20 protein-coding genes and 1 tRNA gene are annotated in these 18205 nt (G+C 71.6%); 9 read left to right on the forward strand and 12 right to left on the reverse strand.

The window, feature by feature from the left end:
- Positions 1-24: 24 nt before the first annotated feature.
- The 5 genes from A3G1_RS40150 to A3G1_RS41890 all read left to right on the forward strand — a co-directional run bounded on the left by A3G1_RS40150 (position 25) and on the right by A3G1_RS41890 (position 5506).
- Positions 25-843 (forward strand): NUDIX hydrolase, encoded by an 819-nt coding sequence (locus A3G1_RS40150; protein WP_018351990.1) that lies wholly within the window; start codon positions 25-27, stop codon positions 841-843.
- Positions 840-2795 carry an ABC transporter ATP-binding protein gene (locus A3G1_RS0123720; protein ID WP_018351991.1) on the forward strand — a complete coding sequence of 652 codons (1956 nt, stop codon included), beginning with the start codon at positions 840-842 and terminating at the stop codon, positions 2793-2795. The genes A3G1_RS40150 and A3G1_RS0123720 overlap by 4 nt, the downstream gene beginning before the upstream one ends.
- Positions 2795-3307, forward strand: a complete 513-nt coding sequence (locus A3G1_RS38960; RefSeq protein ID WP_018351992.1) for an NUDIX domain-containing protein — start codon at positions 2795-2797, stop codon at positions 3305-3307. Before A3G1_RS0123720 ends, A3G1_RS38960 begins: the two co-directional genes overlap by 1 nt.
- Positions 3308-3453: 146 nt before the next feature.
- Complete coding sequence (hemC, locus tag A3G1_RS0123730; protein ID WP_026212453.1) at positions 3454-4389, forward strand: hydroxymethylbilane synthase; 936 nt, start codon at positions 3454-3456, stop codon at positions 4387-4389.
- 61 nt (positions 4390-4450) lie between these two features.
- Positions 4451-5506, forward strand: a complete 1056-nt coding sequence (locus A3G1_RS41890; RefSeq protein ID WP_245563582.1) for a GNAT family N-acetyltransferase — start codon at positions 4451-4453, stop codon at positions 5504-5506.
- Positions 5507-5638: 132 nt separating this feature from the next.
- Here A3G1_RS41890 and A3G1_RS0123745 read toward each other — a convergent pair whose 3' ends face one another.
- A complete protein-coding gene (locus A3G1_RS0123745; protein ID WP_157641351.1) occupies positions 5639-6043 on the reverse strand; it encodes a hypothetical protein in 405 nt (134 codons plus the stop codon).
- Between the two features lie 589 nt (positions 6044-6632).
- Between A3G1_RS0123745 and A3G1_RS0123750 the strand changes: the two genes are divergently transcribed.
- Complete coding sequence (locus A3G1_RS0123750) at positions 6633-8045, forward strand: DUF3631 domain-containing protein (RefSeq protein ID WP_157641352.1); 1413 nt, start codon at positions 6633-6635, stop codon at positions 8043-8045.
- 46 nt (positions 8046-8091) lie between these two features.
- Here the strand turns inward: A3G1_RS0123750 and A3G1_RS36495 are convergent, their stop codons facing one another.
- Entirely contained in the window at positions 8092-8619 is a 528-nt protein-coding gene (locus A3G1_RS36495; RefSeq protein WP_157641353.1) for a hypothetical protein, read from the reverse strand.
- A gap of 49 nt (positions 8620-8668) precedes the next feature.
- Between A3G1_RS36495 and A3G1_RS0123760 the strand changes: the two genes are divergently transcribed.
- From A3G1_RS0123760 to A3G1_RS0123770, 3 genes are all read left to right on the forward strand, one after another.
- Positions 8669-8971: a hypothetical protein gene (locus A3G1_RS0123760; protein ID WP_018351998.1), complete on the forward strand. Its 303-nt coding sequence runs from the start codon at positions 8669-8671 to the stop codon at positions 8969-8971.
- Between the two features lie 79 nt (positions 8972-9050).
- Positions 9051-9629 carry an eS6 family ribosomal protein gene (locus tag A3G1_RS38965; protein ID WP_157641354.1) on the forward strand — a complete coding sequence of 193 codons (579 nt, stop codon included), beginning with the start codon at positions 9051-9053 and terminating at the stop codon, positions 9627-9629.
- Between the two features lie 143 nt (positions 9630-9772).
- Positions 9773-9844: transfer RNA gene (locus A3G1_RS0123770), tRNA-Lys, on the forward strand.
- Positions 9845-10017: 173 nt separating this feature from the next.
- Here the strand turns inward: A3G1_RS0123770 and A3G1_RS0123775 are convergent.
- The 10 genes from A3G1_RS0123775 to A3G1_RS36525 all read right to left on the reverse strand — a co-directional run bounded on the left by A3G1_RS0123775 (position 10018) and on the right by A3G1_RS36525 (position 18086).
- Complete coding sequence (locus A3G1_RS0123775) at positions 10018-11547, reverse strand: tyrosine-type recombinase/integrase (protein ID WP_018352000.1); 1530 nt, start codon at positions 11545-11547, stop codon at positions 10018-10020.
- 2 nt (positions 11548-11549) lie between these two features.
- Entirely contained in the window at positions 11550-11921 is a 372-nt protein-coding gene (locus A3G1_RS41500; protein ID WP_211216382.1) for a helix-turn-helix domain-containing protein, read from the reverse strand.
- Between the two features lie 76 nt (positions 11922-11997).
- Entirely contained in the window at positions 11998-13059 is a 1062-nt protein-coding gene (locus A3G1_RS41505; RefSeq protein WP_018352002.1) for a hypothetical protein, read from the reverse strand.
- The gene (locus A3G1_RS0123790; RefSeq protein ID WP_211216383.1) at positions 13028-13651 is read right to left on the reverse strand and encodes a VUT family protein; all 624 of its coding nucleotides are present in this window, start codon (positions 13649-13651) and stop codon (positions 13028-13030) included. Before A3G1_RS0123790 ends, A3G1_RS41505 begins: the two co-directional genes overlap by 32 nt.
- Before the next feature lie 125 nt (positions 13652-13776).
- Positions 13777-14568 carry a hypothetical protein gene (locus A3G1_RS0123795; protein WP_018352004.1) on the reverse strand — a complete coding sequence of 264 codons (792 nt, stop codon included), beginning with the start codon at positions 14566-14568 and terminating at the stop codon, positions 13777-13779.
- Positions 14540-15103, reverse strand: coding sequence for a DNA cytosine methyltransferase (locus A3G1_RS0123800; protein WP_018352005.1), 564 nt, complete (start codon positions 15101-15103; stop codon positions 14540-14542). The genes A3G1_RS0123795 and A3G1_RS0123800 overlap by 29 nt, the downstream gene beginning before the upstream one ends.
- Complete coding sequence (locus tag A3G1_RS0123805; protein WP_018352006.1) at positions 15100-15963, reverse strand: adenine nucleotide alpha hydrolase family protein; 864 nt, start codon at positions 15961-15963, stop codon at positions 15100-15102. The genes A3G1_RS0123800 and A3G1_RS0123805 overlap by 4 nt, the downstream gene beginning before the upstream one ends.
- A complete protein-coding gene (locus A3G1_RS38970) occupies positions 15960-16418 on the reverse strand; it encodes a hypothetical protein (protein ID WP_018352007.1) in 459 nt (152 codons plus the stop codon). Before A3G1_RS38970 ends, A3G1_RS0123805 begins: the two co-directional genes overlap by 4 nt.
- A complete protein-coding gene (locus tag A3G1_RS36520) occupies positions 16415-17317 on the reverse strand; it encodes a TRM11 family SAM-dependent methyltransferase (RefSeq protein ID WP_018352008.1) in 903 nt (300 codons plus the stop codon). Before A3G1_RS36520 ends, A3G1_RS38970 begins: the two co-directional genes overlap by 4 nt.
- Complete coding sequence (locus tag A3G1_RS36525; protein ID WP_018352009.1) at positions 17310-18086, reverse strand: hypothetical protein; 777 nt, start codon at positions 18084-18086, stop codon at positions 17310-17312. The genes A3G1_RS36520 and A3G1_RS36525 overlap by 8 nt, the downstream gene beginning before the upstream one ends.
- Positions 18087-18205 lie beyond the last annotated feature (119 nt).

Here is an 18205-nt window from a genome sequence, read left to right on the forward strand (position 1 = left end):
AATCCGTTGAGAGAAGGGGAAACGATGGCCGGAACTGAGCAGCGGGAGCAGACCTTGGACACGCAGACTCTGGCGGCTGCCCTGGGTGATGTGGTCGCCGAGCGGCACCGGCAGCATGCCTTGTTCGGCCGCCAGGACCTGCCCGACGGCACCGGCCCGGAGTATCGCGCGCTCGCTGACGAGGCGCGGATCGACTGCGAGAACGCCGAACCGCTGACGTGGCGGGACCTGGTCCGTGAGGAGGTCTTCGAGGCGTTCGCGGAGAGTGACCCGCGCGCCTTGTACGCGGAGCTGACGCAGGCCGCGGGGCTGATCGCCCAGTGGATGCAGGCGCTGCGTGGCCGGATCGACCTGCCGGACGCCGGTCATCTGCTCGCCGGGCTCGGCCGGCACCGGTCGATCGTGGATCTCCACGTGCTGCTGCGCCGCGCGGATGGGGCGGTACTGGTTGCCCAGCGTGCGGGGACCGGGTATGCCGATGGCTGCTGGCATCTTCCCTCTGGGCACCATGAGGCCGGGGAGTCCGTCCGGTCCGGCGCCGCGCGGGAGGTGCGGGAGGAGATCGGTGTCGTCGTCGCCGAGGAGGACCTGCGGCTGCTGCTCGTGCTGCACCACGCCGCGCCCGGCGAGGCGGCCCGCCTGGGCTTGTTCTTCGAGGCCACGGTCTGGGAAGGCGAACCTGCGATCACCGAGCCGGACAAGTGTGCCGGCCTGAGGTGGTCAGACCCGCATGCGGTGCCGGAGCCGTTCGTGCCGTACGCGAGGGCCGCTCTCGGGCACATCGCCGCCGGCCGGCTGTACGCCGCCGACGGGTTCGCGACCGGGGCCGGGGTGGCGGCATGAGCGCGCGGTCGGAGCAGTCCACCGCCCCGGTGCCCCGTCAGCCTGCCGGCCCCGAGGTGGACGGGGAGGAGGTGGAGCAGGACGCGCTGCTGGAGATGGAAGACGACAACCACTGGCACAAGTACACCACTCAGATGATCGACACGCGGTTCGTCACCGTGCTGGCCAGGCTGCCGCGACTGGCCCGGCTGGCGTTCGGGATGGCGTGGCGGGCCTCGCGCCGCGACACCGCCGCCACCGTCGTGCTTCAGGTCGCCTCGGGCCTGTTCACCGCGTTCGGGCTGCTGGCCACCCAGCAGGTGCTCGTGCACCTGTTCTCCTCCGGCCTGACCCGGGACAAGGTGATCTCCGCGTTGCCGTCGCTGCTGCTGGTGATGGCCGCCGCCGTCGCGCGGGGCGGCCTGTCGACGGCGGCCGGGTACGCCCAAGCCCGGCTCAAGCCGAGGGTACGCAACGCCGCCGAGGTGCACCTTCTGTCGGTGACCAGCCGGGTGCAGCTGTCCGCGTATGACACCGAGTCCTACGCCGACGCCCTCGACCGGGCACGCAACCGCGGCCTGTACGCCGTCGAAGAGCTCGTCAACGCCACCATCGACCTGCTGACCAACACCGCCCGGTTCGCCGCCGTCGCGATCACGCTGCTGACGATCCACCCGCTGCTGCTGCCGGTGCTGATCGTCGCCGCCCTGCCCGAGGGCTGGGGCGCGGTGCGCGCCGCGCGGGCGGAGTACCAGGCGTCGACCCGCTGGCTGGCCCGGGCCCGCTGGTCCTGGACGCTCGGGCACCAGCTCGCCTACCGCCGACACGCCCCAGAGGTCCGCGCCTACAACCTGCGCGGGTACCTGCTGCGAAGGTTCGGGGTCCTGCTCGGCCAGATCGAGCGGACAGAGCTTGAAGTCGCCCGCGAGCAGACCACCGCCCGGGTGATCGGCGGCAGCCTCGCCGGGATCGGCACCGCAGGCGTCTACGCCCTCCTCGCGTGGCTGCTCATCGAGGGGCACCTGCCTCTGGCCGCCGCGGTGACCGCCGTCTTCGCGCTGCAGACCGGCGGCAGCGCGCTGCGGAACCTGATCTTCAACGTGAACAAGGTGTTCGAGTCCGGGCTGTACGTCAACGACATCCAGGACACCGAGACCACTACCCTCGCCCGCCAGGAACGCACCGGGACCTCCACCCCCGCAGCGCCCGAAGAGATCCGCCTTGAGGATGTGTCCCTGACCTACGAGAGCGCAGAGAAGCCTGCTCTGGCGGGAGTGAGCCTGACCGTGCGGCGCGGGCAGACGATCGCACTCGTCGGAGAGAACGGCTCCGGCAAGTCCACACTCGCCAAGATCCTCGGCGGCCTGTACGAGCCGACCGGCGGGCGGATGCTGTGGGACGGCGCCGACACGGCCAGCTTCACGCCCGAGGAGATGCGCGAGCACATCGCGACCATCAGCCAGGACTTCGCCCGCTGGCCGTTCACCGCCCGCGAAGCCGTCCGCATCGGAGCCGAACCCCGCCCCGCCACCCAAGCCGACATCGAGGACTCCGCCCGCGCCGCCGAAGCCCACGACATGATCCTCGGACTGCCCAACGGCTACGCGACCCTCCTCGACACCAGCTTCAAGGGCGGCCACGACCCCAGCCAGGGCCAGTGGCAGCGACTGGCCGCCGCACGCGGATTTCACCGCGACGCGCCGGTGATCATCTGCGATGAGCCGTCCGCGGCGCTGGACCCGCGCGCCGAGCACGCCTTATTCCAGTACCTGCGCGACGGCGCTGCCGGCCGGATCACCGTGCTGATCACCCACCGGCTCGCCAACGTCCGCGACGCCGACCAGATCCTCGTCCTCGACCACGGCCACGTCCTCGAACACGGCGACCACGACCAGCTCATGGCCGCAGGCGGCGTCTACGCCGAGCTGTTCGCCCTCCAGGCCAGCGGCTACACAAGTGAGCGGGAGGCGTGATGGAACCGCACCACGGCAACCGGTTCGAGCTGCGCGTCACCGGCCGGGCCATCGTCTTCCGCGAAGGGTCGGTGCTGCTCACCGCCAGCGGCGCCGGCCAGGCGCTGTGGCATTTGCCGGGCGGAGGCATCGACCCCGGCGAGACCGCCGCTGAAGCCACCATCCGGGAACTGGCAGAGGAATGCGATCTGGAAGTCGTGCTCGGTGACCTGGCTTTCGTCCGCGAGACCACCTACCCCCTCGGTGACGGCGCGCACCGCCACCGCATCGACATCGTCCACACGGCCACCACCGCCACACCCGAAGCCGCTCGGCTCGGGCCCGAGCCAGGCCACACCACCGCCGTCGCCTGGATACCCCTCGGCGAACTGGACGGCCTTGACCTGCGCCCGCCCGAGCTGGCCCGGCTCCTTCCACGCCTGGCCGCCGGCCAGCCCATCCCGAGATACCTCGCCGGCCGCGAGGCCGGGCACCAGACAGACCGCACCCAGTCGAACCCGCCCGGCACGTGACGGCTCCGCCGGCGAAGTTATCCACAGCCTTGCCCACAGCCTCCTGCCGCGGGCAGGGCGGTGCGTGCGGCGCTCACATCACCGGCCCGGCAGCAGACGCGGCGTCGGGAAGAGCAGCTTGCAGCGGGCGGGCGTACGCTGCCGGGGTGACTGATATCGAGCCTGTTGTCCGTATCGGTAGCCGGCCGTCGGCGATGGCGATCGCGATGAGCCGGCAGGTGATCGCCCGCCTGGGGGAGGTGGCCCCGCTCGCCCGGTTCGAGCACGTGCTGGTGTCCACCACCGGTGACGAGTGGAAAGGCCCCCTGCACGAGATCGGCGGGAAGGGCTCCTTCGTCACCGAACTCGACCAGGCCCAGCTCGCCGGCCGCTTCGACATCGGAGTCCACAGCAGCAAGGACCGCGACGGGCTGCCGGACGGGCTGGAGCTGGTGTTCCTGGCCCGTGAAGACGCCCGCGATGTGCTGATCTCCCGCACGGGCGCCGGGCTCGACGGGCTGCCCGGCGACGCGACGGTCGGCACCAGCTCGCCCCGGCGGGCCGCGCAGCTGCGGCGCGGATGGCCCCACCTTCAGGTCGCCGCGGCCAGGGGCAACGCCGACACGCGCCTGGCGCACCTCGACTCCGGCCGCTACGACGCCGTGGTCCTGGCCTTGTCGGGCATGCGCCGCCTCGGTCTGGAGCACCGTGTCACCGCGATTCTGGAGCCCGATGTCCTCCTGCCCGCCGCCGGAGCCGGCATCGTGGCGCTGTCGGTGCGCGTCGGCGACCACCCGGCCGCCTCACTGGCCGCTTGGCTCGCCGACACCGATGCGACCGCGTGCGTGACCGCTGAACGCGCGGTCCTCGCCGGGCTCGGCGGCAGTTGCCTGTCAGCGATCGCCGCCCACGCCACCCCCGCGCCCGGGCAGCGGCTGAGGCTGCGCGCCGCCGTCTACGCCCCGGACGGCTCCCACGCCGTCGACGTCACCGAGACCGGTGCCGCCACACACCCCGAAGACCTCGGGCTGGAAGTGGCTGGCCTGCTGCGCGAGAAGGGTGCCGCCGAGCTCCTCGGCCCGCACGGAGGCCACTGTGGCTGAGCCTGACCCGGCCGCCGGGCTGTCCGGCGTCAGCCGCGACGCGACGGGGAACCCTTGTCTTGTGATCATTCGTGGCCCTTCCGGCTCGGGCAAGACCTCGATCGCGCGGGAGGTTCGACTCCTGCACGGCCGCGGAGCCGCCGTCGTGGAGCAGGACGTGCTGCGCCGCCTCATCCTCAAAGAACGCGATACCGTAGGCGGGCTCGCCCCTGCCTTCATCAGCCAGACCGTGAGATTCCTGCTGGGCGCTGGCTGGCCGGTCATCGTCGAAGGAATTCTGCACGCCGACAAGTACGGGCCCGTGCTGCGCGACCTCGTCGCCGCGAATCCCGGACCTTCCTATGTGTACTACCTGGACGTGCCGTTCGAGACCACGGTTCTACGGCACGCCGAAAGGCCGCAGTCGAAGGAATTCGGTCCGGCCGACATGGCCCAGTGGTACCGGCCCGGCGACGTGCTGGGCGTTGAGGGCGAACAGGTGATCACCCCGCCGGCCACCCTCGCCGAGAGCATCGGACTGATCGCCTCAGCCGCCGGTTGGCCGCCGCCGGGCGGCCCGTTCGACCTGGAGCCCCACCGCCGCCCCGCCCCCTCCAGGGCACGGCGGCGGCATGCGCGCGAGGCCGCAGGCACGGTGCGGATAGTGCCGATGGATATGGCGCTGGCCGGCCCGGTCGCCGAGCTGATGGGCACGGGCGCGCCGTATGTGACCGCGAGGACCGCGTCGGACTACTGGCTGTACGCGCGGTTGTTCTCCGCCTTGTGCCCGGTGGCGGTGCTCGACGGTCAGGTCGTCGGCGCCGCGATCGGCCTCGCCGGGCCGGACGATCCGGGCGGGGTGTACGTGCAGGACCTGCTCGTGCGTCCCGGCCATCGCCGCCGCGGGGTGGCGGGGCTGCTGCTGGCCGAGCTGGAGCGCCAAGCCCGCCTGGCTGGCGCCCGGCGGGTGTGGCTGACGTCGGAGCCGGCCAACACCGCCGCGCACGCCACGTGGACCGGATTCGGTTTCACCAACCTGCCCGGTGACCGCATCGTCGAAGGGGTGTCGGTGACGTCGGACTTCAAGGGGCCCGGCAAGCACCGCGCGGTCTACGAACTCGCGGTTACCGCCGCCTGACCGGGCAGGCCCTGCCGGTCAGCGCGGCGAGGTCTGCTCACGTCGGGCGGCCTGGTCCGGGCGCAGCCCAGGCGCGCCCTCGACGCCGACCTTGAGAGCGGCAGCTGCCGGAACCGGCAACCCGGCCGTCGGCTACGGCACCGGTGGCACGATCGGGGCCGGCAGGCCCCGGCGGTCTGCGGCACAGGCCCCGAGCGGCACCTGCTCGCCAACGCAGCCGGGGCTGAGCGAGCAGGACCCGAATGCCCGGTTACCCGCCCGCCGCAACCGGACGTGGCGGGCTGCGAACACAGCGGCGGCGCCAGCCAGCGCGAGGACGACCACCGCGTTGAAGACGATGAGGATCGCGGAAAGCTCACCGTCGGCGAGCTTCGGTCGCTGCCCGCCGATGACGGACTGGAGAAGACGGGGCAGGACAGCCACCGCGAACGCCGCGAAGGCGCACGCGAGCGCGCGGGACCGCAACCGGTCCGCCTGCTCCCACAGCGGCAGGCGCTGGACGCAGACGGCGAGCGGATCCGCCACCGGCTTAGACATCGGCACCCCCGGGTCGAGCGATTCGTCCAGCTTAGTGGCATCGCGCCGCGCGGGCGTTGGAAGCGCGTGCTCACCGCCTGCTCGGCGGCCAGTCGTATCGGGCTCTCCGTGAACCGCGCCTCGGGCGCCGCCCAGGTGCCGGGCCCCGGCCCCTGTCCGGTCAAGCCCACCTCGCGGTACCGGTGCACGTCCGGCGTCTGCTCGACCCCGCCAACCCGGCCGCCTCAGATTGACTGTCACGGATGTAACAGGTGTCACGGATGCGGGGCCTGCGCGGCCCTGGAAGGCTCCGGCCCATCGGTTCCGCCGGAGCTGCTCCAGCATACCCGTGACACCCGTGACATCCGTGTCAGGCGTTCGTTACGAGGTTGCGGCAACAGTTTGGCCGTGGCCTGGGCGAACGGCGGCTCGGCCCCTGTGTGGTCCTGCCGTCACGGGTGTCACGGGTGGACGAGGCACATTTTCGGTTGCCGGGGTAAGGTGCCGGCGAGGACGGGATGGGAGTTGCGACGGTGCGTCTGCTGGATGAGGCTGAGGCGCTCACCCGCCGGTATCTGGTCTGCCGGGCGAGCATCACTACACGGCGTTCGTGTTGTGGATTTTGCATACCTACGGGTTCGAGGTGTGGGACTCCACGCCGCGGATCGCTTTCATGGCCCCAGAGAAGGATTCCGGGAAGAGCCGGGCGCTGGAGCTGATCGAGGCGTTGTGCCAGAACGGGCAGATCATCGGCGGGAAGTACGGGATCAGCCTCGCCGGGATGCGCCAGTTCATCAACGGGCCCCTGACCCCCACGCTGCTGGTCGATGAGGTCGACACCGTCTTCGGGCAGGGCCGCTCCAATGAGGATCTGCGCGGGTTCATCAACTCCGGCTACCGGCGTAAGACCGGTGTGGTGGTGCGCGCGGGCAAAGCCGATGAGGGGCCGACCTTCTATTCCACGTTCGCGCCGGTGGCGATGGCGGGCATCAGCGCCCGTGCTCTGCCGGAGACGATCGTGTCGAGGTCGCTGGTGGTCCGGATGCGGCGGGCGCAGCCGTGGGAGAACGTCGAGGACTTCGACGACGCCGACCCGGCCGAGTGCGCGGTGCTCGCCGCCCGGCTGCGCGACTGGATGCGCGATCTGGTCGCCCGGGGCAGGCTCGGCGGCGCGGTGCCGGTTCCGGCCGAGGTGCGCAACCGGGCCCGGCAGATCTGGAAACCGCTGATCGCGATCGCCGCTGCGGCCGGGCCGGTGTGGCTGGCGCGGGCGCAGGCAGCGTGCCTGTTCTTCGTCGCCGACGCCAAAGCGCGTGACACCCCCGCTTTGGGCACCCAGATCCTCGCCTTGGTGCGGGACATGTTCATCGAGACCGAAGCCGCTGGCGGGCGCGACGCGGACTTCCTGCCCACCGACAAGATCGTCGAGCGGATCGCCGCCGAGTACACGATCACGCAGACGGTCAGCCACAAGCGCCTCGGCCTGGAACTCGCCGAGTACGAGGTCAAGCCGGTGCAGCGCCGCTACCAGGGCGGCGGGGCGAAGCGCGGGTACCAGCGGTGTGACTTCCTGAAGGCGTGGCAGTACTACCTGCCGCCCCTGCCCGAGGAGACCGCGTCGCCTGCCTTCGAGGTTCCTGTGGTCGCGGCTGCGGTGGCCGCTGTGGCGGGCCTGCCCCGGCCGCGGGCCGAGTTCGTCAGCCCGGTCCGCGTGGATGCGCGAGGCGCGCAGCCTGCCGTACCCGCGGATCCGGAGGCAGGCGCGCGGGCCGCGGTGCTTGACGCGCTGCGGTCCTGCCCGCCGCTGGACGGCGAGGCCGGACGGGTGGTGTTCACCCTGGCCGGGCTGGCCGGCGACTGCGGCCTTCCCGTGGAACGGATCGCCGACGTGCTCGCGGGCCTGGCCCGGCGGCGCGCGGTCCGCGGCCTGGAGCTCCTCCCTTCCTCTGGAGGTGGCAGCGTCCCGCTGAAGTGGCTGAAGGAGGCCCCCGCCGGCCAGCGCTTCTCGATCGTCGTGAAATAGCGCCCGCGTCCAGGCAACCGCGGCGGGCGCGGGTGCAGGGCGGTGCTCAGGAGGAGGGCTTGCCGCCGGGCGCGCGCAGGATCGCGGCGAGCACCGGCAGGAGATCCGGCCGCGCGGACAGGTGTCGCATCGCCGTGATCTGCTCCGCAGGCCACGGCCCGCCTCCGACGGTGAAGGAGTCGAGCATCAGCTCCAGCAGCTCGCGGTCGCCGAGCAGTTCCGCGGACGCGGGCCGGCATCCGTGCGGGCAGGCCATCGCCTCGGCCGCGCCCCACACCCGGCACACCATCGGCCGGGCCCTGTAGCCACCACACCGGCCGCCGTCCGTCAGCACGGGACATGCGCCGCTGGTGGTGGCGGGGACGACTGGCAGCGTGACCCCGGACGCCTCTGCGAGGAGGTCGCGTTCGGCGGGGCTCATCACGACTGGTTCGCAGAAGCCGGAGCACAGGCCCCGGCAGCCGGCGTCTGGCACCCGCGCGTACAGCTCGGCGAGTAGTTCCGCTACCGGCCGCTCAGCCACCCCGGACATCCCTTCGCCGCCACCGCCCAGCCCTGCCAGTTCTACCAGCACCAGCCGCTGGCCTTGCATCCGTTCGGCCTGGTGGCGCTAGCATCCCCTCATGGCGTCTGAGCCCGTGCACCCTGACCGCTACCCCGATCTCGAAGTCTTCGACCTGTCCGCTGAGACCGGCGCCAGCGGCCGGTTCGTCGGAACCCTGCTCGCCGCCGGCCTGACGTGCGCGGCCTGCGGCACGGCGACGGTCACCGCCTACACCGGCCCGCAGCACGGCCTCGCCTTCGACGTCCCTGAAACCCTGCACACCACCACGCCGGTCCTCCTCGAGCTGCAGTGGTGCACCCGGCACGGCATGGCCGGCATGCGCCTCGTCGACCCTGACGGCGCCGCGCACCACGGTCTGTGAACCGCCCCGCGCGACGGCGCGGGGCGCCGCAGCGTTGCGGCAGGCGGTAGGTTGAGCCGGCAGGTTCGGCGGGGAAAGGATGGCGATGACGATCCCGGAGTTCCTGGCTCATCTCCCGGCGTCCGGTGACCTGCCGATCCCTGTGATCACCTCCCGCAAGGACACCGGAGCCCCGGCGTTCGGGTCGGTGCGCGGCGACGTCGTCCTCCATCTCCTTCAGACCGGCGGGTGCGGTGTGTGCGGGCGCCCGCTGGAACGCGGCGACATCCATTTCGCCTCGCGCATCTACGACCTCCTGCAGGGCAGGGCCGGCAGCGAGCCTGCGATGCATCGTGCTTGCTGCGAGGCGAGCCTGCGGATGTGCCCGATGCTGCGGGGAGAACGGCGGACCTACCGCGGGTATGAGAACCACCCCGACGCACAAGAACCGCTGTGGTGGTACATCGTGGCCTGCGACTGGTACACCTTCGAGGAGGTCCTCGCCGGCCCCGGCCAGCCCGCCGGCGCGTTCGTCTACCCGACCGGCCTGGCGGCCATCACCCCGGTCGGCCCAGCCGAGCCGTACCTCATCACCGGCGACGAGGCCGCCCAGCTGCACGCCACCCTCGGAGGCCGGTATCCCATCCTGCCTCCGGCCCTGCCCGGCCCCGGGCAGTGAGCCCTGGCCTCGATGCTGGGTGAGCCCTCCCAGAACACACGCCGGTTCCAGGTGCTGAACCGCGGCACCTGGCGGAGCAAGGGGACAAGGCGCCCGCCCTTTGTCGAAAAGCCTTGCCCCGTCAGGTAGCCTCAGACAACGTGGGGCCGCTAGCTCAATGGCAGAGCTGCGGACTTTTAATCCGTAGGTTCAGGGTTCGAATCCCTGGCGGCCCACCCTCTGACCTGCAAAAACGCCCTCTCTGAAGTCGATTGCCGTCGATGATTTGGTCAACCTGGTCAACTTGGCGCGTGTTGAAGTGGGGAAATCCGCACCCCTTTTGGGTGAATGCTGACTCCTTGTCTCTTGCTCGATGGCACCCTGGCGTGCCGAGGCTCGGGCCGGAGCGTCAGGCCGCCCGCTCGGCCCCAGTGCCGGGGTTGGTGTGCCAGGCCGGGCGGCGGAGCGCGCGTGGGGCGCGAGGCCGGGGCTTGCGGTTGCGGGACAGGAGCGCCGCAGCCGCGTCGGCGATGGCCTGGTCGACTTCCTGAAGCAGGGAGGTGTAGATGTCGGCGGTGATCTGGATGGTGGAGTGCCCCAGTGTCGCCGAGATCGTTTTGAGGTCGGCTCCGGCGGCGTGCATGAACGTGGCCGCGCAGTGGCGGGCGTCGTGCAGCCGGATCGGCGGGAGCCCGCAGGCGGCGACGAGTTTGTCGAACCGTTCCGACACCAGCTCCGGGTGCCAGTGCTCGCCGCTGGGCTTGACGAAGTAGTACCCGGAGTCGATCCACGTCTCGCCGCTGAGCAGCTTCCATCGGGCTTTGCGCGCGTTGTAGGCGCGCAGGTCGGCGATGGAGTCCGGGTCCAGGCTCAGGCATCGGTCACCGGCCCTCGTCTTGACCTTCTTGTACACGGGCGTGTAGCCCTGGGTGGTGATCTGGTGGGAGATCGTCATCTGCGCGATGTCGAGGTCGACCTGGTGTTCACGGAGGCCGACCACCTCGCCACGGCGGAGACCGCGCCGCAGGATGAGCGCGTACATCGGGTAGAACAGGATGTCGTGCTGCTCGGCGTAGTCGAGGAACTCGCCGGCCTGCTCCGGCGTCCATACCATCACCGGGCTGGGTTTGACGCCGGTGGCCTGCCACTGCTTGACCGCCGCTGCGGTCCAGATCCGCGGCGTGGGCTGAACGGCGGGGTCGAGTTCGACATGGGCCGCCGGATTGAACTCGATGAGGCGGTGCTTGCGGATGGCGTCGTTGAGCGCCTTGCGTAGCGTCGCCCTGATTTTGATCATCGTGTTGGTGCTGGTGGGCCGTTTCCCTCGCACACTGGCCCGCACCATCGGGTCAGGGTCCTGGCGGGCGGCGAGGATCTGCGCGTTGCGTTCTGCGATCGCGGCGAACATTTCCTCCAGGTGGGTGACACGTAGCTTGTCGAGAGGCACGTCGCCGATGTTCGGGATGATGTGGTTGCGGATGTGGCCGCCGTAGATCTTCTTGGTGTTGGCGTCGATCTTCCGGTTGTGCAGCCAGGATTCGAGGTAGTCGCCGGTGAGGACCGCGCTGCCGACCACGACGCCGGCTTTGACGCGGCGGGCGACGTCGTCGCGTTCGGGCAGCGGATCGCCGGGCCGTAGCGCTTTGAGGAGATCGGCGATCTCGGTCGCCACCGCGTTGTCGCCGTTGGCGAGCGTGAGAAGTGCCTTGACCTGGTCGAGCTGGTCGGCGGCGTCTTCACGCAGGAGGAAACCGCTGCGCTGCAGCGGCGGCCGGCGCTCCTCTCCTCTGGGGGGCATCGCGATCTGGTAGCCCCACTTGCCGTGCCGGGAGCTCCACTGCCCGTTGGCGCGTTTGAGGTCCGGGCAGCGGGCACCGAGGCGTTTGCCGTCGGCGTCGGCGCAGCCACAGCGTTTGAACAGTGAACCTTCTGCGGCCATGATCAGTCTCCCAGCGGTGTGGCCCCGTGTGGGGGACCAGCGGATTTGTTGATGGGCATGGACGCGTGCCTTCGCGCGGTGGTCAAGTCGCCGCCATCTGGGCTGGGCTCGGACGGCGCGTCGGGCAGGTACAGGGCCGCGATGAGCGGCGGGGTCGGAACCCGGTAGCGGGTGCCGACGCGGATGAGCGGGATGGGAAAGTCGCCGGCGTCGGCGAGCTTGTAGGCCATGGACACCGAGATCTGCAGGATCTGCGCGGCGACGGACAGGGAGCAGACGGGGCCGAGGTCGCGGATCCGCTCAGCGGTCCACATGGCCGCCTGCGGGGAAGCCCCGCCGCGGGCGGAGCGCGAGGGGAGGGAACGTCGGGGCATGGGAGGGGTTCCTGGTTCATGAAAAATGGCCCAGCCCGCCCGATGCGGGCGGGCTGGGCCGAGACGGAGAGGTGTGTCAGCGGGCCGGAATGCCCAGGACGCGCAGGACGGCCTGCTGGGCGGCAGCGATGTCGGCGGCGCGCGGGCCGGGGTTCAGGCACACCGCAGGCTCCGGCTCGGGTTCGGTGTCGGTGGCCAGCAGCATCGGCGCGGCCCCGGACGGCCGGGGCCGGAACGCCAGGGTGAAGCCGTCGCCGGTGACGACGACGACCAGCGGCACGCCGCGGAACGTCCGCCCGATCCGGGCGGCGCCGGGATGGGCTGCTGCGAGGGGTGCTGCGGTGAGGATGTCGTCGAGGCCGGGGATCTCGGCGGGTTCGGCGGCGGGCGCCCAGTCGGCGGGCTGCAGGTCGTAGCCGCGTTCGGAACGTTCGACGACAGCGGCGGCGAACGCGGCGACGTTCTGCCGGCCGGTAGGAGGCGGGGTGGGGCGAGAGGGCATGGAAGACTCCGGTGTCGGATCGAGAGAGGAGGCCGGCTCGAGCTGGTCGAGCCAGTGCAGGAGGTAAGGGAGGTTGCGGTCGGGGCCGTAGCGCAGATAGGTGCCGTCGGCCGACTGGCAGCCGATGGAGTCGGCGTAGGCCAGGCGGCGGTGGGAGTTGACGCGGCCCATGTGCGCCCACAGGCCCCGGGCGCGTGCTTGCGCGACGAGATCGGCTGCGGCCGGGCCAAGTTTCCAGCCGGTGCTGCCGCCCAGGAACAGGGCGTCGATGCCTGTCCACGGGACGTCGAGGTCTTCGAGCCCGTCCTGGGCGACGAGGGCGACCGGGTAGCCGGCGGCGCGGATCGCATCGAGCATCGGCTCCGACCGCGCGAGAGTCGCCGCCGCATCGCAGACCACATCCGGCGCGGTCGCAAACGACGCCAGGCGAGGGTCGGCCCGCTGAGCGAGCCGCCGCAGCCAGGCCAGATACTTCGCGTCGCCCGGGTAGCCGTCGACGAACACCGCGTTGTCGGCGCAGAACCGCACGCCGGGACGGGGCGAACCGCCGCCGGCCGGGGTGCAGATCATCCCCAGCCGGCCTGCCATCATCGCCGCCCGGACGTTAGGCCCGCTGGCGGTAGCGAAGTACAGCACGAACGACCACGACCGGGACTACAACCGCGAGCGTGGCGGTCGCCTTGGCGAACATCTGCCCGGGCAGCGCGGGCCAGATCGTGAACCCGGCCACGGCGAGGAACACGGTGGTGTCCACGAGCGCGCCGACGACGCCGGAGGCCAGCACCGCCTTCGCCCAGCCCCGGCGGCGCAGCGGCTGGTAGACGATGAGGTCTGCGAGTTCGGACACGGCGAACGCCAGGCCCGAGGCGAGCGCGAGCCGGGGCCCGGCGGTGACCGCCGTGGCGGCGGCGCCGGCCGCGACGCAGCCGAGCACCACGCGGCGGCCGGCGAGGTCATGCACCCAGTCGCGCAGGAGCAGCACGATGCCCGCCGCCCAGGTGCCGGCGGTGCAGGCCAGCCCGAACCCGGCCGGGACGAGCCCGTATCGGGAAGTCAGCACGTTGGCGGCGATGGCGGCGGTGACGAAGCACGCCACCGCCAGCACCGACAGTGGCCGGCGGGGCGGCCGGGGCGGGGCGATGTAGTCCCCACCCCGGCCCGTGAAGGCTGTGGATAACTCTGTGGAGAACGCTTCGGGCCGCAGGTGCGGCAGCATCTCAGGAATCAAGGGAAGGTCCTTCGAACAAGAGGGAAGAAGAGCAGTGCCTCGGCGGGCCGCGTTCATCCGCGGCCCGCCGAGGCACTGGTGAGAGGTGAGCCGTCAAACCGGCTCAGCGAACGCGGGACGGCGGGTCAGCTGCCGCCGGGTTCCCAGCGGCCCGGGCACAACAGCAGCCGCAACGCGACCACCGCCTGCTGCGGCACGACACCGTTGCCCAGGACGCGCAGCGCGACGGTGCGCGGCAGATCCAGGCCCGTGACCCACCCCGACGGCAAACCCATCAAGAACTCCACCAGCGGCGGGGCGAGGACAGGCTTGCCGTGCGTGCCGAGCTGGGTCGGCTCGGGCACGGGCCGGCCCATGACCACCGCCCACCGCCCGACCGCCGGGGCGTAGACGCCCCACCGTTCCAGACCGCCGACGGCGAGGTCGGCGTCGGTGTGCGCGGGCGGGTCGACGCGCACCGCCGCCGACGGCAACGTCAGGTCGCCGCTGCTCCCGCGCTGGCCGGGGCAGCCTTTCGTTCCGTCGCTGGCCCGAGGTGTCGGCAGCAACTGCTGGGTCAGCAGTGTCGCGAGACTCGGCCTGACCGCAGCCCCCGGCGAAGGGGACTGGTTGGATCCGTAGCTGGCGGCCGTCGGGGTCGGCAGCAGCGCGCCGACCAGCGGCAGCACGACCTGAGACAGGGGCGGGCCGAATCCCGCCCCCGCTGCCCGGCCGCTGGTTCCGGTGTCGCTGGCCCGCGGGGTGGGCAGCAGCGCGAGCGTGTGTTCCAGGTTGCCGCCCCGGGGGTTGTGGTCGGCGCCCTTGCCGTCCCTTGCGCGCGGGGTCGGCAGCAACAGTCCGCCCTCGATCAGGTCAGGCAGGGTCCCCGGGTGCCCGGGGCCCTTGCCGTCACGGGCGCACGGCGTCGGCAGCCTCACCTCGTCCCCGCTGGTCGCGGGGGTCGGGGTGGGCGGCCAGCAGAAACATGCGGTCCCTGCGGTGGGCGGCGCCGACGTCGGATGCGCGTAGGCTGAGCCAGCTCGTGTCGTACCCGAGCGCGGCCAGGTCGGCGACGACGACGTCGAGCCCCCGGGCCCTGAGGGCGGCGACGTTCTCCACGAACACGAGGCCGGGTCGAAGTACCCGAACGGCTCCGGCGATGACGCCCCAGAGACTCGACTTGGGTCCGGTGATCCCGGCGCGGCGCCCCGCATTCGAGATGTCCTGGCACGGGAATCCGGCGGTGAGGACGTCGACGGGTTCGACGTTGCCCCAGTCGACTTCGGTGATGTCGCCGAGGTTGGGGATGCTGGGCCAGTGGTGGGCCATGACGCGGCTGGCGGCGGGGTCGGTCTCGGCGTACCAGGCGAGCTGGCCGCCGAGGACGACTTCGACGGCGATGTCGAGGCCACCGTAGCCGGAGCAAACCGACCCGATACGCGGTCCCGGTGGGCGTGACGTGCCACTGCTCACGCCACCCCCTCACTCGCGGAGACACCGGAGGCGCAGGCGAACGGCCCGCATCCGCCGAGGTAGGGCTGCTTGGCCTTCGGCCGCAACACCACCTCATCGAGCGGGACCCTGGACGCGTGCAGGAAGAACTGCCCCCGCAGCGGGTGCCCGTTGGCGTTCGCCCGCGCCGACCCGTGGCGGATCGCGTGGTCGAACTCCACCGCCTGCTGCCACTCCTCCGGCGAGTTGACCTTGAGGTCGTGCCAGAACGCGTCGTCGTGGTAGGGACAACCCACGCAGCTGCTCCGCGGGGTGTCCGGCAGCCCGTTCGCCTCCAGATGGCGGACGCAGTCCTCGCGCCGCCACGCCATGTCCAGCAGCGGGAAGCTGTTGACCATGTACCGGACGTCGGAGTCACGCGCCCGCCCGATCTCGTCGAGACTGATCCCGACTTGCATGACGGCATGCACGCCAGCCGGCACCCGGACGGGATGGACGTAGCCGAGCCTGCGCCTGACCTCCCGCTTAATGCAGTTGATCTTGTACTGGCTCGTGCACTGGCGCCTGGCCATCCCTCGCTGGCCCTGTGGGCCCAGCGTGAACATAGGCATCGAGGCGAACCTCGACTCAGGGTCCGTAGCGTCGGTCCGGATGTTGCCGGCCGACACCGTCACCAGCTCGATCCCGGCCTGCTCGGCGATGGGACGCAGCCGCTGGAGATGCCGGTACACCGCCGCCGGCTCCCACTGAGTGTCCGCGAAAACGGCCACGTCCGGCCGTGGGATGCGACCGGACGCCGCGAGTAGCAGCAAGACGCTGGACTGCACCCCGGCGCCGAGACTGAGCACGCGGATCGCGGGTTCACCCCGCGTCGCGGTCACAGCTCCGCCCTGGTGTCGGGCTTCGGTGGACGGAGGCGGCCCGAAATGCGTTCGCCGTCGGTGCCGCGCCGCCACCGCCGCCCGCCGCGGCGGGCCGCGAACTCCACCAGCACGATCAGCCCGTCGCCGGGCAGATGGTGGTCGGCGCCGTCGATGACGAACCGGCGGTAGCCGAGCCGGCGTGCCCGCTCCCACACCGCGACGAGCAGCAGCGACCGGGCCCGCAGGCCGGCGTCGCCGACAATGCTGGCCTGCGCCGTCACGCCGTCGTCGAAGCTGGTGTCGAGTGGGTCGCTGCACACGGCGACCGCGAGCAGCTCACCGTCGGCACCGAGCACCCCGAGGTGGAACCGGACCCGGCCCAGCGGGGCCGGGCGGGTGCCGTGTGCGGCGGCGAAGTCGCGCGCCTCGTGGTGGGTCACGCGCACGATCCGGCGCGAGGAGATGGCCGTCATCGCGCCACCTCGGTCCCCGCCTGCGGATCGTCGGGCTTGATCATCACGAGGACGTCCTCGTGCACGATCAGGTGCAGTGGGATGCCTGCGGCCCGCGCCTTGCGCACCGACTGGAGCTGGAAGAAGCTCGGCCGGGCGATGATCTGTCCGTCGCGGACGCCGCCGAGCAGCGTGACGCACCGCTCGAGTGGCGCGAGCCCGGCCTCGATGCCGGCGGCGAACACCGCCGACGGGAGGTCGACGAGCAGGCCGCGCTTGCGGAACGGGCGCGCGGTGACGACCACGATCCCGCCGGGTTTGAGGAGCACTCGGCAGCCGCGGAGGATGTGGGTGAACTTGTCGATCAGCTCGCCCTGGCCGAGGTGGGCGAGGTTGCCGCGGTCGGCGTCGCGCTCGCCGTAGGTGCCCGACGACTTGGTGATGCCGTCCTTGCCCGGCCGGACGTGCCCGTGCACGGTCGGCCCGTATGGCGGCGACGTGACGACGAGCGACACCTGGCCGTGCAGGTGCCGGGGCAGGATGCCGGTGAGCTGGGTGCCGTCGCCGCGCGCCACCATGCCCCGCCCGGTGGCTCCGGACTGCTGGGTGTGGCGGACGTTGAGGTCGGCGATCGCTGCCCACTGGGCTTCGTACTCCACGCCGACGGCGTCGCGGCCGAGATGCATAGCTTCCACGAGGGTGGTGCCGATCCCGCACATCGGGTCGAGCACGATGTCACCCGGCGCGGTGTAGGCGGTGATCGCGTGGGCGGCGATGTCGGGCAGCATCCGCGCCGGGTGCGCGACAGACTCGGGCACGTAGCGGCCCTTGCGCTGGGCGGGGCCAGTGCGCTGGGCGGTCGCCCACACGCTCAGCAGCGCTCGCTTGTCATAGCCGTCGCGGTCGTTGAGCTCAGACATGCTCGCCTCCCACGCGCACGAAGGTGAACAGGTCCGCGTGCACGCTGGCGTGCACCGGCGCGAACCCGGTGGAGTTCGGGCCGGTGTCCGGCGGCGGCGGAGTAGCGGTGGTTTCGTCGGTGAGGTAGACGAACTCGTCACCGACGACAGCCGCAGAGACGGCCGCGATGTGCTGGAGGTAGCCGAGGCTGACGGCACTGGCGGCGGTGACGACCGGCGTGAAGTCCTCCGGCACCGGCACCGCGCCCGGCGCGGTCGCCGCGATCAGCACCAGGCAGCCGCCCGGCCGCAGCAGCTTGCTCGCCGTCGCCAGCAGCCACGCCCGGCGCAGCTCGGCCTCGACCGGGTCGGCAGACAGCGGCCAGGTCGCCACGATCAGCGCGGCATTGCCGGTGCCGATGACGCTGGACTGGGCGAACGCGACGTCGTCCGGGTCGGGCTCGGCGCCCGGCTCGGCCATGACGGTGGCGCGCGGGGAGATGTAGGGGTAGGTGGTGTCGGTGAACCAGGCCGCGTGGTGTGCCCGGCCGCCGGTGACGGCCGGCAGCGCCAGGACGGTGCCGTCGGTCAGGTCGATGACCTGGTCGCCCGGAGCGGAGTACGCCTCGATGAGACGGGTGGCCAGGTGTGCGGGGATGACCGCGCCGGCCGGGTCGGTGCTGGTGCGCGGGGTGCGCCAGACGGTGAGCGGGACCGGCGGGACGCCGGGCACGAGGTCGTACAGGTCGGCGCGGTCAGAGCCCGCGCTGGAGGGGGAAGGTGCGTTCATAGGTGTGTCGGCTTCTGAGCCGCACGCCGTGATGTGCTGACACTAGGTCATTCGCACTCTGTGAGAGCTGGCGAACAAGGCCAGCTCTCACAGGCTCTCTCAGCAACCGCGACGTGCTC

Origin of the sequence: Longispora albida DSM 44784 (genome assembly GCF_000379825.1) — a bacterium.
GTDB lineage: Bacteria > Actinomycetota > Actinomycetes > Mycobacteriales > Micromonosporaceae > Longispora > Longispora albida.